The 12,400-nt window shown below is 67.6% G+C and carries 14 protein-coding genes; 2 read left to right on the top strand and 12 right to left on the bottom strand.

Going from position 1 to position 12,400, the window contains the following annotated elements; translation table 11 throughout:
• Positions 1–5 precede the first annotated feature (5 nt).
• Positions 6–1,019 (bottom strand): quaternary amine ABC transporter ATP-binding protein, encoded by a 1,014-nt coding sequence (locus K1Y73_RS02990; RefSeq protein WP_225026434.1) that lies wholly within the window; start codon positions 1,017–1,019, stop codon positions 6–8.
• 79 nt (positions 1,020–1,098) lie between these two features.
• The gene (locus tag K1Y73_RS02985) at positions 1,099–2,055 is read right to left on the bottom strand and encodes an ABC transporter substrate-binding protein (RefSeq protein ID WP_225026433.1); all 957 of its coding nucleotides are present in this window, start codon (positions 2,053–2,055) and stop codon (positions 1,099–1,101) included.
• A gap of 194 nt (positions 2,056–2,249) precedes the next feature.
• Between K1Y73_RS02985 and K1Y73_RS02980 the strand changes: the two genes are divergently transcribed.
• Positions 2,250–3,011: a DeoR/GlpR family DNA-binding transcription regulator gene (locus tag K1Y73_RS02980; RefSeq protein WP_225026432.1), complete on the top strand. Its 762-nt coding sequence runs from the start codon at positions 2,250–2,252 to the stop codon at positions 3,009–3,011.
• A 106-nt stretch (positions 3,012–3,117) separates the two neighbouring features.
• On the opposite strand, the gene K1Y73_RS02975 is transcribed toward K1Y73_RS02980, so the two are convergent.
• The 9 genes from K1Y73_RS02975 to hspQ form a co-directional block, all read right to left on the bottom strand.
• On the bottom strand, positions 3,118–4,746 hold the full coding sequence (locus K1Y73_RS02975; protein WP_404819053.1) for an FMN-binding glutamate synthase family protein: 1,629 nt from the start codon (positions 4,744–4,746) through the stop codon (positions 3,118–3,120).
• A gap of 89 nt (positions 4,747–4,835) precedes the next feature.
• On the bottom strand, positions 4,836–5,489 hold the full coding sequence (locus tag K1Y73_RS02970) for an RluA family pseudouridine synthase (protein ID WP_225026431.1): 654 nt from the start codon (positions 5,487–5,489) through the stop codon (positions 4,836–4,838).
• The gene (locus K1Y73_RS02965) at positions 5,486–6,385 is read right to left on the bottom strand and encodes a homocysteine S-methyltransferase family protein (RefSeq protein WP_225026430.1); all 900 of its coding nucleotides are present in this window, start codon (positions 6,383–6,385) and stop codon (positions 5,486–5,488) included. The genes K1Y73_RS02970 and K1Y73_RS02965 overlap by 4 nt, the downstream gene beginning before the upstream one ends.
• A gap of 68 nt (positions 6,386–6,453) precedes the next feature.
• Positions 6,454–7,242 carry a GFA family protein gene (locus K1Y73_RS22095; protein ID WP_318248214.1) on the bottom strand — a complete coding sequence of 263 codons (789 nt, stop codon included), beginning with the start codon at positions 7,240–7,242 and terminating at the stop codon, positions 6,454–6,456.
• Positions 7,242–7,694 carry a GAF domain-containing protein gene (locus K1Y73_RS02950; RefSeq protein ID WP_225026429.1) on the bottom strand — a complete coding sequence of 151 codons (453 nt, stop codon included), beginning with the start codon at positions 7,692–7,694 and terminating at the stop codon, positions 7,242–7,244. Before K1Y73_RS02950 ends, K1Y73_RS22095 begins: the two co-directional genes overlap by 1 nt.
• Positions 7,695–7,709: 15 nt before the next feature.
• Positions 7,710–9,284 (bottom strand): gamma-glutamyltransferase family protein, encoded by a 1,575-nt coding sequence (locus K1Y73_RS02945; protein ID WP_225026428.1) that lies wholly within the window; start codon positions 9,282–9,284, stop codon positions 7,710–7,712.
• 305 nt (positions 9,285–9,589) lie between these two features.
• A complete protein-coding gene (locus K1Y73_RS02940) occupies positions 9,590–10,012 on the bottom strand; it encodes an ATP-binding protein (RefSeq protein ID WP_225026427.1) in 423 nt (140 codons plus the stop codon).
• 72 nt (positions 10,013–10,084) lie between these two features.
• On the bottom strand, positions 10,085–10,420 hold the full coding sequence (locus K1Y73_RS02935; RefSeq protein ID WP_225026426.1) for an STAS domain-containing protein: 336 nt from the start codon (positions 10,418–10,420) through the stop codon (positions 10,085–10,087).
• A gap of 99 nt (positions 10,421–10,519) precedes the next feature.
• Positions 10,520–10,846, bottom strand: a complete 327-nt coding sequence (hspQ, locus tag K1Y73_RS02930) for a heat shock protein HspQ (RefSeq protein WP_225026425.1) — start codon at positions 10,844–10,846, stop codon at positions 10,520–10,522.
• Between the two features lie 307 nt (positions 10,847–11,153).
• Between hspQ and K1Y73_RS02925 the strand changes: the two genes are divergently transcribed.
• Positions 11,154–11,738 (top strand): transglycosylase SLT domain-containing protein, encoded by a 585-nt coding sequence (locus tag K1Y73_RS02925; RefSeq protein WP_225026424.1) that lies wholly within the window; start codon positions 11,154–11,156, stop codon positions 11,736–11,738.
• On the opposite strand, the gene K1Y73_RS02920 is transcribed toward K1Y73_RS02925, so the two are convergent.
• Positions 11,735–12,400: a YggS family pyridoxal phosphate-dependent enzyme gene (locus K1Y73_RS02920; protein ID WP_225026423.1), complete on the bottom strand. Its 666-nt coding sequence runs from the start codon at positions 12,398–12,400 to the stop codon at positions 11,735–11,737. The two genes, K1Y73_RS02925 and K1Y73_RS02920, sit on opposite strands and share 4 nt — an antisense overlap.

The following is a 12,400-nucleotide window of genomic DNA, read 5'->3' as shown; positions in this document are numbered from 1 at the left end:
CCCGCTCATGGCTGCCGCCCGATCAGGACCGCGATCACCGCCTGCGGGGTGACCTCGCCCAGGATCTGGCCGTCGCGCGTGACGGCGACAGGCCGGTTCTCGGTCACGATCCGCTCGGCCGCCTCGTCCACCCGCATCTCGGCCGGCAGGGCCAGATCCGGCGCGGGGCCCGACAGGGGTGCTGCGATGCGGCCCAGCGTCACCACTTTGGCGCGGGCGACATGGGCGGTGAAGGCGCGCACGTAATCATCGGCCGGGGCCAGAACCAGATCCTCGGGCGTGGCCACCTGCACCAGCGCGCCATCCTTCATGATCGCGATCCGGTCGGCCAGGCGGATCGCCTCGTCGAAATCATGGGTGATGAAGACGATGGTCTTTTTCAGCTGGCGCTGGATGCGCAGGAATTCCTCCTGCATCTCGCGCCGGATCAGCGGGTCCAGGGCCGAGAAGGGTTCGTCCAGGAACCACAGGTCGGGCTCGACCGCCAGCGACCGCGCGATGCCCACCCGCTGCTGCTGGCCGCCCGACAATTGCCGCGGATAATGGCCCTCGCGGCCCTGAAGGCCGACCAGCGCGATCACCTCACGCGCCCTTGCCTCACGCGCGGGGCGCGCCACGCCCTGAACCTCCAGCGGGAAGCCCACGTTTTCCAGCACGGTCAGATGCGGCAGCAGGGCGAAATGCTGGAAGACCATGCCCATGCGGTGGCGGCGGATCTCGATCATCCGGGCCGGGCTGGCCTTCAGCAGATCCTCGCCATCATACAGGATCTCGCCCGCCGTCGGCTCGATCAGCCGCGACAGGCAGCGCACCAGCGTGGATTTGCCAGACCCCGACAGGCCCATGATCACGAAGATCTCGCCCTCGCCCACCTCAAGCGAGACATCGCGCACCGCGCCGACATGGCCCGAGGCGCGGATCGCATCCAGCGTGGGGGCACCGCTTTGCAGCAGGCGGGCCGGATGCGGGCCGTAAAGTTTCCAGACGGCGCGGCAGGCCAGTTTGACGGGTCGGGTCATGGGGGATTCGGATCTGTTCGGCGCGGGGACCGGCCCGGGCCCTGCAGCCCGGCCCGATGCCGCAAAAGGCCGCAAGGGCTTAGGGAGCGATCCAGGCCGACCAGACCGGCTCGTTCTTGTCCATCCATTCGTCGACCACATCGTCGATCGACTGGCCGTCAAGATCGACCTTGGTGATCATGTCGCCCATGGTGGCATTGTCGATGGTGAAGGCCTTGACCGCCTTGGCAGCGCCCGGCCATTTGCCTTCCAGCCCGGCCCAGCCCACTTTCCAGATCGGCCCGAAGGGCTTGCCGCAATCATGGGTCTTGTCGGGATTGCCGCCCCAAGCCGGGTCGGTGTAGCAGGCCGGCTCGTAGGCGGGGAATTCGACCCATTCGCCCTGGTATTTCTGCGGCGCCCAATGCGGCGCATAGATCCACAGCAGGATCGGGTCCTGGCGCTGATAGGCCGATTCCAGCTCGGCGAACATGGCGGCATCGGTGCCGGCATGGATCACTTCGAAATTCAGGCCCAGCGCGTCGATGCGTTCCTCGTCGAAGCCGCCCCAGGTGACGGGCCCGCCCAGATAGCGGCCCTTGGGCGCGGTGTCGGGGGTGGCGAAGGCCGCGGCGCAGTCGTTCAGCGCCTTCCAGTCGGGCAGACCGGGGCATTTTTCCTTCATGTAAAGCGGGTACCACCATTCTTCCTTGGCGACCATTCCGGTCTCGCCCAGGTTCACCACCTTGCCGGTGGCGACGGCGGCATCCATGGCCTCCTGGCCCGTGGTGGCCCAGATTTCCATCGCCACGTCCAGATCGCCGGTTTCAAGCCCGGCGAACTGCGCCAGATAATCGGCCTGGACCAGTTCGACATTATAGCCCGCCTCTTCCAGCACGGCGGCCATGATGTTCGTCGTGATCAGCTGGCCGGTCCAGTCATGCAGCGTCAGCTTGATCGGATCGGTCGATTCCACCTCGGCCGTGGCGGCGCCGGCCAGCAGCGCCAAGGCCGCCGCCGAACCAAGAACGCAGGAAGTCCCGAAAACCTTCTTCATTTCGTCATCCTCTCCTGTCCGGCGCCCGCCGCGCCCGGTTGGTCCGGGCTGCGGGATTGGCGCGCTTCTGGGCTGCAAGGCTGCGGCCGAATCCCTGCCCCTGTCAAAACATTTGTGGGGTTTTGTGGGTTTTGGTTGAGTTTCTGTGGTTTTCCACGCAGGCTTTGTGGGAAACCACGACAAGCCCTCATGCCATGTTGTCCAGCCAGCGCGAGCGCGCAATTCTTGAGCTTTTGCAGGATCACGGCTCGGCCCGGGTCGAGGCGCTGGCCAACCGGCTGGGCGTGACGGATGAAACGATCCGGCGCAATCTGAAGCGGCTTGAGGCGCAGGGTCTGGTCACCCGGGTGCATGGCGGGGTGGTGCTGAAGGATTGGGGACCCGAGGCCAGTTTCGCCCAGCGCATGGTGCAGAACCCCGGCGCCAAGCGGCGGATCGCCCAGGCGGTGGCGGGGCTGGTGCCCGATGGCGCCTCGGTCTTTCTGGATGTGGGCTCCACCACCGCCTATGTGGCGCAGGCGCTGCGGATCCGGCGGGACCTGCTGGTGGTGACGAATTCGCTGGCGGTGGCGCAGGCGCTGACCGGGGTGAACGGCAATCGGGTGTTCATGGCGGGGGGCGAATTGCGCAGCCATGACGGCGGGGCGTTCGGGGCCGAGGCTCTGGCCTTCGTGCAGCAGTTCCGGGTCAGCCATGCGGTGTTTTCGGTGGCGGCGATCGACCCGCGCGACGGGTTTCTGCTGCAGGACCTGCGCGAGGCCGAATTCAGCCGGGCCCTGCTGGACCGGGCCGAGACGCGGATCGTTGCGGCGGATGCGTCGAAATTCGGCCGCACGGCGCCGATTGCCATCGGGCCGACCGGCCGTTTCACCCATCTGGTCACCGATCAGCCGCCCCCGCCGCCGCTGGCCGAGGCGCTGGAGAGTGCAGGGGTGGCGCTGGTGCTGGCGGATTAGATGGCCCCGGGCTGAGCGCCGCGGGGCCGGCCGCCGGGGGTTTTGCACCCCCGGACCCCCGCAGGATATTTTTGCAGAGAGGAAGGCGGCGGCGGAAGGCGCGGGCTCAGGCGGCTTCGACCCGGGCGAAGCTGTCGGCGCTGGCATGGGCCCAGGCCTTGCCGTAAAGCGGCGACGAGGCGGGGTCGGCCAGAAGCTGGCCGGGGGCCAGTTGTTCATACAATTCGGCGAAGGACAGCACGCGGTCGCTGTCGGTGCGGCGCAGGAAATGGTGTGGGCGCAGGTCGGAGGGATGGGCAAGGCCGGCGGCGGCGGTCAGCTCGGCCAAAGCATGCAGCGTGCCGCGATGGAATTGCGCCACCCGCATCGCCTTGTCGGGCACCACGACCGCGCGTTGGCGCAGCGGATCCTGGGTGGCGACGCCGGTGGGGCAGGTGCCGGTATGGCAGCTTTGCGCCTGAATGCAGCCGATCGCGAACATGAAGCCGCGCGCGGCATTGCACCAATCGGCGCCCAGACCCAGCACCTTGGCCATGTCGAAGGCCGAGGTGATCTTGCCCGAGGCGCCGATCTTCACCCGCTCGCGCAGGCCCACGCCCACCAGCGCATTGTGAACGAAGGTCAGGCCGTCGCGCAAAGGCATGCCGATATGGTCCATGAATTCCAGCGGTGCCGCGCCCGTGCCGCCTTCCTTGCCGTCGACCACGATGAAATCGGGGGTGATGCCGGTCTCGACCATGGCCTTGCAGATCGCCAGAAACTCCCACGGATGGCCGATGCACAGCTTGAACCCGGCCGGCTTGCCGCCCGACAGATCGCGCATCCGCGCCACCTGTTCCAACAGGCCGCGCGGGGTGGAGAAGCAGGAATGGAAGGGCGGCGAGACGCAATCCTGCCCCATCGGCACGCCGCGAATCCGGCTGATTTCCTCGGTGATCTTCGCCGCCGGCAAGACGCCGCCATGGCCGGGCTTGGCACCCTGGCTAAGCTTCAATTCGACCATGCGGATCTGCGGATCGGCGGCCACATCGGCAAACAGCGCCGGATCGAAACTGCCATCCTTGGCGCGGCACGAGAAATAGCCCGAGCCGATTTCCCAGACCAGATCGCCGCCCGCCTCGCGGTGATAGGGCGAGACCCCGCCCTCGCCCGTGTCATGGAAGAAGCCGCCCTGCGCCGCGCCCTTGTTCAGCGCCCGGATCGCATTGGCCGAGAGCGAGCCGTAGCTCATGGCCGAGATGTTCAGCAGCGAGGCGGAATAGGGCTGTTTGGTCTCGGCGCCCACCGTCACGCGCATGTGGTCATGCGGCAGGGCCGGCTTCGGCGCGATCGAATGGTGCAGCCATTCATATTGTTCCTGATAGACATTGTATTGCGTGCCGAAGGGCCGGGTTTCCAGCTCGTGCTTGGCGCGCTGGTAGACGATGGCGCGCTGGTCGCGCGGGAAGGGCGCGCCGTCCTTGTCGCCTTCGAAGAAATACTGCCGCATCTCGGGGCGGATGCCTTCCAGGATGAAGCGCAGATGCGCCGCGACCGGATAGTTGCGCAACACCGCATGGCGGGTCTGGCGCAGGTCGTGAATGCCCAGAAGGACCAGCCCCAGGCACAGCAGCGCCAGGGGGATCAGCCACCAGTCCTGCCCCGGGAAGATCAGCATCACCACCCCCAGAACCGGAAGGGCGATGGCGGGCCAGGTGATCAGGGCGAAACGGGTCTGGAAGGCGGCGGAAAGCATGAAGCCTCCTTGGGCGGTTTGGCGCAGGATTAACCGGCTTTCTTGTCGGATGCGTTAAAAACTGTGCGAGCCCGCGCGGGGCCGCCGCATCAGAACGGCACGGGTGCTGCGAATTCGACGCGCTGGCCGGTTGCGGGATGGTGGAGCGACAGGGTTTCCGCATGCAGCATCAGGCGGGGATGGCCGTCGCGGGCGGGGCCGGTCGCATAGATCGGATCGCCCAGGATCGGATGGCCCAGCGCCAGCATATGCACGCGCAGCTGGTGGCTGCGGCCGGTATGGGGCGTCAGCCGCAGCCGGGTTTCGCCCGGCGCGCGGCCGATCACCTGCCAGTCGGTCTGGGCCGGGCGGCCTTCGGGGCTGACCATCTGGCGCGGCCGGTTCGGCCAATCGGCGCAAAGCGGCAGGTCGACATGGCCGCTGTCTTCGGCCATCTCGCCCGCCACCCGCGCGATATAGGTCTTCTGCGCCCGCCGCTTTTCGAATTCCTGGCTCAGGAACCCCTGGGCCTGTTTCGTGCGGGCAAAGATCATCACCCCGGACGTGTCGCAATCCAGCCGATGCACCAGCAGCGCGTCCCAGCGCGCCGCCTGCAGCCGCGACAGCAGACAATCCTGCCGCCCCTCCAGCTTGCCCGGCACCGACAACAGGCCCGCGGGCTTGTCCAGCACCAGAAGATGCGCATCCTCGAACAGGATCTTCAGCGGCACATCCGGGGGGCGATAGTCGAAATCGGCGATCATGCGATCGTGTGGCCCTCGGCCCGCAGCCGGTCGGCCAGATGGCGGATATGGGCCGGGCCCACCTCGCAGCAGCCGCCGACAATGGTTGCGCCCTGCCCCACCCAGCGCAGCGCGAATTCGGCATAGCGTTGGGGCGTCAGGTCGTGGCGGGCGCAATAGGCCGGCGCCGTGCCGTCTTCGGGCAGCGGCAGATGCGAGATTTCCGAGAAGCCGTTGGCATAGGCGCCGAAGGGCAGGCCCAGCGTCGCCAGAACGCCCATGGCCGCTTCCATCGCCTCGGGCATCGAGCAATTGGCCAGAACCGCCGCTGCCGGCGCCGCGTCCAGCACGCCGCGCAGATCGGCCAGCGGCTCGCCCGAGCGCAGCCGGGTGCCATCGCGGTCATGCACCGAGACCGACAGCCAGACCGGCTTGCCCGCCGCCTGCGCACCCTTCAGCGCCCCGCGGGCCAGATCCAGCGAGGACATGGTCTCGATCAGGATCACGTCGACATGCGGCGCCATCAGCGCGGCCTTTTCGGCGTAAAGCGGGGCCGAGACATCGACGCCGGGGGTCAGGTCGGGGCGGTAGCTGTCGCCCAAGGGGCCCATGGAGCCCGCGATGATGCCGCGGCCGGCGCGCGCGCGGGCCTCATGCGCCTCGGCCAGGGCGCGCAGATGCAGGGCGTGGTAATAGGCATCCATCCCGTCGCGGACCAGCCGGTCATGCAGGATCGCATAGGTGTTGGTGGTGGCGACCGAGGCGCCGGCGGCGAAGTAATCGTCATGGATCGCGCCCACCATGCCGGGATGGTCGATCATCACCCGCGTCGCCCAAAGCGGGCCCGGATCGGTGCCGCCGCTGCGCGCGACCAGTTCCTGGCCCATGCCGCCGTCGAGAAGGGTGATTTCGGTCATCTGTCGCTCCTGTGTGCCGCCGCCCGAGGTAAGCCCCGGGGCGGCGGGGCGCAAGGGTCAGGCCCGGGTCAGTCCCCGCGCCAGCCCTCGGCGCGGTCCCAGGCGGGGAATTGCGGCAGGCCGTCGTCGATGTCGTAGTAATCGCCCTTGTCGGCCACGAAGATATGGCTGCGCAGCTGCCCGCCGGTCGGGCTGTCGATGCAGCCGGCCTCGACCGAGAAGCCGCCATCGGCCGCCCGGAAGAACAGCGAGGATCCGCAATCCGGGCAGAAGCCGCGCCGCCCGCCGCCCGGGGTGACATATTCCGCCAGATGCCGGGCGGACCAGGCCAGATCGGATTCCGCGGCATCGAAACTGGCGGAGTAATGGCCCGACAGCTTGCGGCATTGCGTGCAATGGCAGGCGCCGACCTCTCCCATCGGCCCCGGCAGTGTGAAGCGGTTCGCCCCGCACAGACAGCCGCCCTGCAGCTGCGCCGCGCGGCCGGATGGATCGGGCGGCGGGCCTTCGGCGCGGTAATAGTCGCCGGCAAACTCGGTCAGGATATGCGCCAGGGTCTTCAACCCGGTCGGGCCCTCCAGCGCGCCCGCCGCGAAAGACATCTGGTCGCGGCCATGCGGCTGCCAGAACAGGCTGGCCCCGCAGCCGACACAGAACCCGCGCGAGGCGCTGTCGGACGACCGAAACCAGCGCAGCCCCTGCGCCCGGATCAGCCGGAACCGCGCCAGCGGCACGGCCGATGCCGCCCAGTAATGGCCCGAGGTCTTGCGGCATTGCCGGCAATGGCAGGCGACCACATCGCGCAGCGGCGGGTCGACCTCAAAAGCCACCGCGCCGCACAGGCAGGCGCCACGCATCACGCCGCATCCCGGAAGACCTGCGCCAGAAGCGGCACCAGCCAGTCTTCATCGGCCTTGGTGAAGGCGGCGGGCGTGTCGCTGTCCAGATCCAGCACGCCCAGAAGCCGCCCCTGCCCGTTCCAGACCGGCAGAACCAGTTCCGACCGTGTGGACGAGGCGCAGGCGATATGGTCGGGGAAGGCATCGACATCGGGCACGTTCTGGATCTCGCCCGTGCGCGCGCAGGCGCCGCAGACCCCGCGCGCGAAGGGGATCACCAGACAGCCATGGCCGCCCTGATAGGGGCCGATCTTCAGCAATTCGGGCGCGACCACGCGGTAGAACCCGGTCCAGTCCGACAGCGGATGGCGGGCGTGGATCTCGCAGGCCAGCGTCGCCATCAGCGCCACGGCATCGGTTTCGCCATGCGTCAGCGCCAGGATCGCCTGGGTCGCCTCATCGTAATTCATTGTCTGTTTCCGCCTTCAATAGCCCAGCGCGCAGCCATCCTTGCGCGGGTCCGAGGCGCCGGTCAGCACCCCGTCCTGCCCGATCACGATGGCCTGAGCGCCACCGATCGGCGTGTCGGGCAGCGTCACCGGATGGCCCATCTCCGCCAGTTCGGCCCGCACCGCATTGGAATAGCCGCGTTCGACCTGCATCCCCTCCTCGCCGGCCGCGAAACAGCGCGGGGCATCCAGCGCCTCTTGCAGCTCCATCCCGTAATCGGTCAGGTTCGACACCACGCGCGCATGGCCGTTGGGCTGATAGGCGCCGCCCATCACGCCGAAGGGCATGATCACCCGCCCGCCCTGCCGCAGCATGGCCGGAATGATCGTGTGCATCGGCCGCTTGCCGGGCCCGGCCTCGTTCGGATGGCCACGCTCCAGCGTGAAGCCCGCGCCGCGGTTCTGGAAATTGATGCCGAACTTGCGCGAGGCCAGACCCGAGCCGAAGCCCCAGAACACCGAATAGATCAGCGACACCGCCATGCGGTCACGGTCGACGACGGTCAGATAGACCGTGTCCTTGTGGACGGCTTCCGAGACCGGATGCGCATCGGGCATCGCGCGTTTCGGGTCGATCAGCGCGGCCAGACGCTGCGCCGTCTCGACCGACAGCATATGGTCCAGCCGCGCCGTGCGGTCGGCGATGAAGCGGTTGCGCGCGTCATAGGCCAGTTTCGCGGCCTCGGCTTCAAGATGCGCGCGGGCCGCCCCAAGCGGATCAAGCGATTTCAGGTCGAACTGCGCCAGGATGTTCAGCATCAGGATCGCCGTCGCGCCCTGGCCGTTCGGCGGATGCTCCAGCAGGTCGACGCCGCCATAACTGCCCTCGATCGGCGCGGCCAGATCGCAGCGGGTGACGGCCAGGTCTTCCTGCGTGTGGCGCCCCCCCAGCGCCTGCAGCGAGGCGATCATGTCCTCGGCCACTTCGCCGTCGTAAAAGCCCTGGCGCCCTTCGGCAGCGATCCGGCGCATCACCTCGGCCAGGCCGGGGGCACGGAAAAGCTGCCCCGCCACCGGCGCCTTGCCGCCCAGACTGTAGAATTCCAGCGCGTCGCCCTGCAGATCGGCAATGTCGGTGGCCCAGTCAAAGGCCGTGCGCGGACTGACCGGGATGCCCGCATCGGCATAATGGATCGCCGGGGCCAGCAACTGGTCCAGGCCCAGAAGCCCCCAATCGGCATTCAGCCGGCAGAAGGCGTCGACCGCGCCGGGCAGGGTGACGGAATGGATGCCATGGATCGGCACGGTGGCATGGCCTTCGGCGCGGATCTGATCGGCATCAAGGCCCAAAGGCGCCCGGCCCGAGCCGTTCAGCGCGATCACCCTTTCGTCGCCCGGCGGCTTCAGCAGCACGAAACAATCGCCGCCCAGCCCGCACATCTGCGGCTCGGCCACGTTCAGCACCATGGCGGCGGCGATGGCGGCATCGGCGGCATTGCCCCCCGCCTTCAGCACCTCGATCGCCGTCAGCGCGGCCAGAGGATGCGAGGTCGCGGCCATGCCATTGGTCGCATGAACCGCCGAGCGGCCGGGAAGGTGAAAATCGCGCATGCAGGGCTCCTTTGTGCAGAAGCCTAGGGCGATGCGGCGAAGCTGCCAAGGTGGCTTGGCCCGAAGGCGGGGCAGCAGGTTGGACCCGCGGGCGGCGCAGGCCCCAAGGGTGCGGGCGGCCGGATCCGTCGCGATTTCTGGGGGAATGGAACCTCGGCGCCAGGACTGGGTGGGGGCTGTTGATCCTGGCGCCGAGGTGAAGCCTTTAGCAGCTACAAGTCCTGTATGGCGCCCGGAACTGGCAGAATTTAGGGGGAAATGGGGCATGATCGCGTCAATTCGGATGAATTCGAAACGATCCCCGCTCAGCCCACGGATTGTTCCGCCGGAAGGGTGAAGCACAGCCGGTTCACCCCGCGCGCGCGTTCATAGGCCAGATCCGCCGCAAGGCTGCGAATCAAGTGCCAGCCGAATCCGCCCTCGGCCAGGTCTTCGGGCCGGGGCGGGCGGCCCACGGGCGGGCTGCCGCCGGGCATGGGCAGACCCTCATCCTCGATCCGGCAGGACAGCCGCCCCTCGGCCCAGCCCAGCCAAAGCCGGATCGGCCCCTCGCCCGCGGAATAGGCATGTTCGGCGATGTTGTTCAGAATCTCGGCCAGAACGATTTCGGCGGTCGAGCGGTCTTCCTGTGCCAGCGCCACCAGCGGCGGGCTGTGCATGGCGCGGCGCAACCCGTCGCGCACCGAACTCGGCTCTCCCGTCATCTCGATCATCGCGGCGCCGGTCACCTTTCTGCCCCCGTCCTGCCCCGGACGTCCTGCCCCGGGGCGCCCGACCCAGGCGCCCCCGCCGGCCGGCCGTCAGCCGACCTGCCGAAGCCCCTGATCCACGCCGGCATGGATGGTAAAGACCGTGTCCATGCGCGTCAGCCGGAACACCTTTTCCACCGTGGGCGTCAGCCCGGCAAGTTCCAGCTTCCGCTGCGGTGCCAGAAGCTTCATCACCGCGACCACGGCGCCAAGCCCCGAGGAATCAAGGAATTGCACATTTGACAGATCCAGGATCACCCGCGCCGATGGCGTGGCGGTCAGATCGCGCATCTGTTCCTTGAACTGGATCGCGCCGGCGGCATCGATCCGGTCATCCAGCGCGCGGATGACAAGCGTCGTCCCTTGCATCGAGGCTTTCAGCGGCATTGGTTTCATCCCCGGTTTCTCGCTGGTCCGAGACTAGGGGCGAAGGGTTAGCAAGCCGTAACCGCCTGACGCCGCAAAGGGGATTTTTCGGCCGCCGCGCTAGTTCAGCTGGAACTGCAGCGGATAGCGCCCATCCTCGAAATCGCCGAACAGATCGCCCAGATCGGGGTGATCGACCGGCTCTCCGGTCTCGTCCGGGACCAGATTCTGCTCGGACACATAGGCGACGTAATAGCTTTGGTCGTTCTCGGCCAGCAGGTGGTAGAAGGGCTGGTCCTTCGAGGGCCGGCTTTCTTCGGGAATGTTTTCGTACCATTCATCGGTGTTCGAAAACATCGCATCGACGTCAAAGACCACGCCGCGGAACGGATGCTTCCGGTGCCGCAGAACCTGGCCGATATGATATTTCGCGTGTGTCGTAAGCATGGCGTCTGGCCCCCGTTCCGTCATATTGCCAGAAAAGGCCGGATGTCTACCGGCCTTGCGCTGCGGCAGCGGCGAATCAGGGAAACAAACTGTGGTCTGCTGAGTCACAGTGTTCTACCCCCTGCGCCGCGCCCGGTGATGCCCGGCGGCGACCAGCGGCGCCGGGCTCGGGCGGCAGGCTTTCGCCGGGCCTCGCGGATTTCTGATCCGCCTCAGGCGGTTCGGCCCGGTTTCCCCGGTTTTCCCCGCGCCCGGGATGCGCTATGGTTTCGGCAAAGAAAAAGCCCACCAGGCAATCGAGGGGCAGATGAGCAGGTATTTTCGGGCAGCTTTGGTGCTGCTTTTCCTTGCGTCATGCGGCGGAGGCGGGCGCTATTCGGCGCCGCGGCAGCTGGATGACGCCTGCGAGATTCTGCGCGAAAGGCCGCAATATCGCGCGGCGATGCGCGCGACCGAGCGGAAATGGGGCGTGCCGGTCTGGGTTCAGATGGCGGTGATCCATCAGGAATCGAAATTCATCGGCAATGCCCAGACCCCGCATCGCTTCGCGCTTGGGGTGATCCCGATGGGCCGGCAAAGCACCGCCTATGGCTACAGCCAGGCGCTGAACGGCACCTGGGAGGAATATCAGAAGGCCGAAGGCGGGCGCGGCGCCAAGCGCGACGACATTCGCGCCGCGACCGATTTCATGGGCTGGTACTTCAACCAGACCAACATGAATCTGGGCATCGCGCTGAACGATGCCGAGAACCAGTATCTTGCCTATCACGAAGGCCGGACCGGCTTTGTCAACAAAAGCCATCTGGCCAAGCCCTGGCTGGTCGAGGTCGCGGCGCGCGTCGGCACCCGGGCCGAGATGTACCGCGTCCAGCTGTCGGGCTGCCGGCGTTAGCCGGCCGCCGGCGGCTTGACCCGGTCGCCGAAGATCGCGCTGCCGACGCGGATATGGGTGGCGCCCGCCGCCACCGCCGCTTCGAAATCGGCGCTCATGCCCATCGACAGACCCGCCAGGCCGTTGCGGCCCGCCATGTCGCGCAGCAGGGCGAAATGCGGGCCCGGCGCTTCGGCCTCGGGCGGGATGCACATCAGCCCCGCCACCGGCAGGTCCATCATCCGGCAGGCGGCGACGAAATCATCCAGCTGCTCGGGCAGGACGCCAGCCTTCTGCGGCTCGGCCCCGGTATTGACCTGCACGAACAGCTGCGGGCTGGTGCCGCGCCCCTGGGCCAGACGCGCCAGCTTCTCGGCCAGCGAGGGCCGGTCGACGGTGTGGATCGCGTCGAACAATTCCACCGCGACTTTGGCCTTATTGGTCTGCAAGGGCCCGATCATATGCAGATCGACCCCGGGATAGGCCTGGCGCCAGGCCGGCCATTTCCCCGCCGCTTCCTGCACGTAATTCTCGCCAAAGACGCGCTGGCCCTGATCCAGCACCGCCAGAACCCGCTCGGCCGGCTGAATTTTCGACACCGCGATCAGCGTCACCGCGCCTTCGGCCCGGCCGGCCGCCCGTTCCGCCGCGCGCAGCCGCGCCGTGATTTCGACAAGTCCCAT

Origin of the sequence: Xinfangfangia pollutisoli, assembly GCF_020179405.1 — a bacterium.
Taxonomy (GTDB): domain Bacteria; phylum Pseudomonadota; class Alphaproteobacteria; order Rhodobacterales; family Rhodobacteraceae; genus Pseudogemmobacter; species Pseudogemmobacter pollutisoli.
Note: the sequence above shows the minus strand (reverse complement) of the source record. Positions and strands in the feature narration are given on the sequence as shown.

What these genes read in the sequence shown, in the direction of transcription:
- K1Y73_RS02990 (WP_225026434.1), bottom strand. Translation starts at nt 1,019, where the DNA reads ATGACCCGACCCGTCAAACTGGCCTGCCGCGCCGTCTGGAAACTTTAC.
- K1Y73_RS02985 (WP_225026433.1), bottom strand. Translation starts at nt 2,055, where the DNA reads ATGAAGAAGGTTTTCGGGACTTCCTGCGTTCTTGGTTCGGCGGCGGCC.
- K1Y73_RS02980 (WP_225026432.1), top strand. Translation starts at nt 2,250, where the DNA reads ATGTTGTCCAGCCAGCGCGAGCGCGCAATTCTTGAGCTTTTGCAGGAT.
- K1Y73_RS02975 (WP_404819053.1), bottom strand. Translation starts at nt 4,746, where the DNA reads ATGCTTTCCGCCGCCTTCCAGACCCGTTTCGCCCTGATCACCTGGCCC.
- K1Y73_RS02970 (WP_225026431.1), bottom strand. Translation starts at nt 5,489, where the DNA reads ATGATCGCCGATTTCGACTATCGCCCCCCGGATGTGCCGCTGAAGATC.
- K1Y73_RS02965 (WP_225026430.1), bottom strand. Translation starts at nt 6,385, where the DNA reads ATGACCGAAATCACCCTTCTCGACGGCGGCATGGGCCAGGAACTGGTC.
- K1Y73_RS22095 (WP_318248214.1), bottom strand. Translation starts at nt 7,242, where the DNA reads ATGCGTGGCGCCTGCCTGTGCGGCGCGGTGGCTTTTGAGGTCGACCCG.
- K1Y73_RS02950 (WP_225026429.1), bottom strand. Translation starts at nt 7,694, where the DNA reads ATGAATTACGATGAGGCGACCCAGGCGATCCTGGCGCTGACGCATGGC.
- K1Y73_RS02945 (WP_225026428.1), bottom strand. Translation starts at nt 9,284, where the DNA reads ATGCGCGATTTTCACCTTCCCGGCCGCTCGGCGGTTCATGCGACCAAT.
- K1Y73_RS02935 (WP_225026426.1), bottom strand. Translation starts at nt 10,420, where the DNA reads ATGCCGCTGAAAGCCTCGATGCAAGGGACGACGCTTGTCATCCGCGCG.
- hspQ (WP_225026425.1), bottom strand. Translation starts at nt 10,846, where the DNA reads ATGCTTACGACACACGCGAAATATCATATCGGCCAGGTTCTGCGGCAC.
- K1Y73_RS02925 (WP_225026424.1), top strand. Translation starts at nt 11,154, where the DNA reads ATGAGCAGGTATTTTCGGGCAGCTTTGGTGCTGCTTTTCCTTGCGTCA.
- K1Y73_RS02920 (WP_225026423.1), bottom strand. Translation starts at nt 12,400, where the DNA reads ATGGGACTTGTCGAAATCACGGCGCGGCTGCGCGCGGCGGAACGGGCG.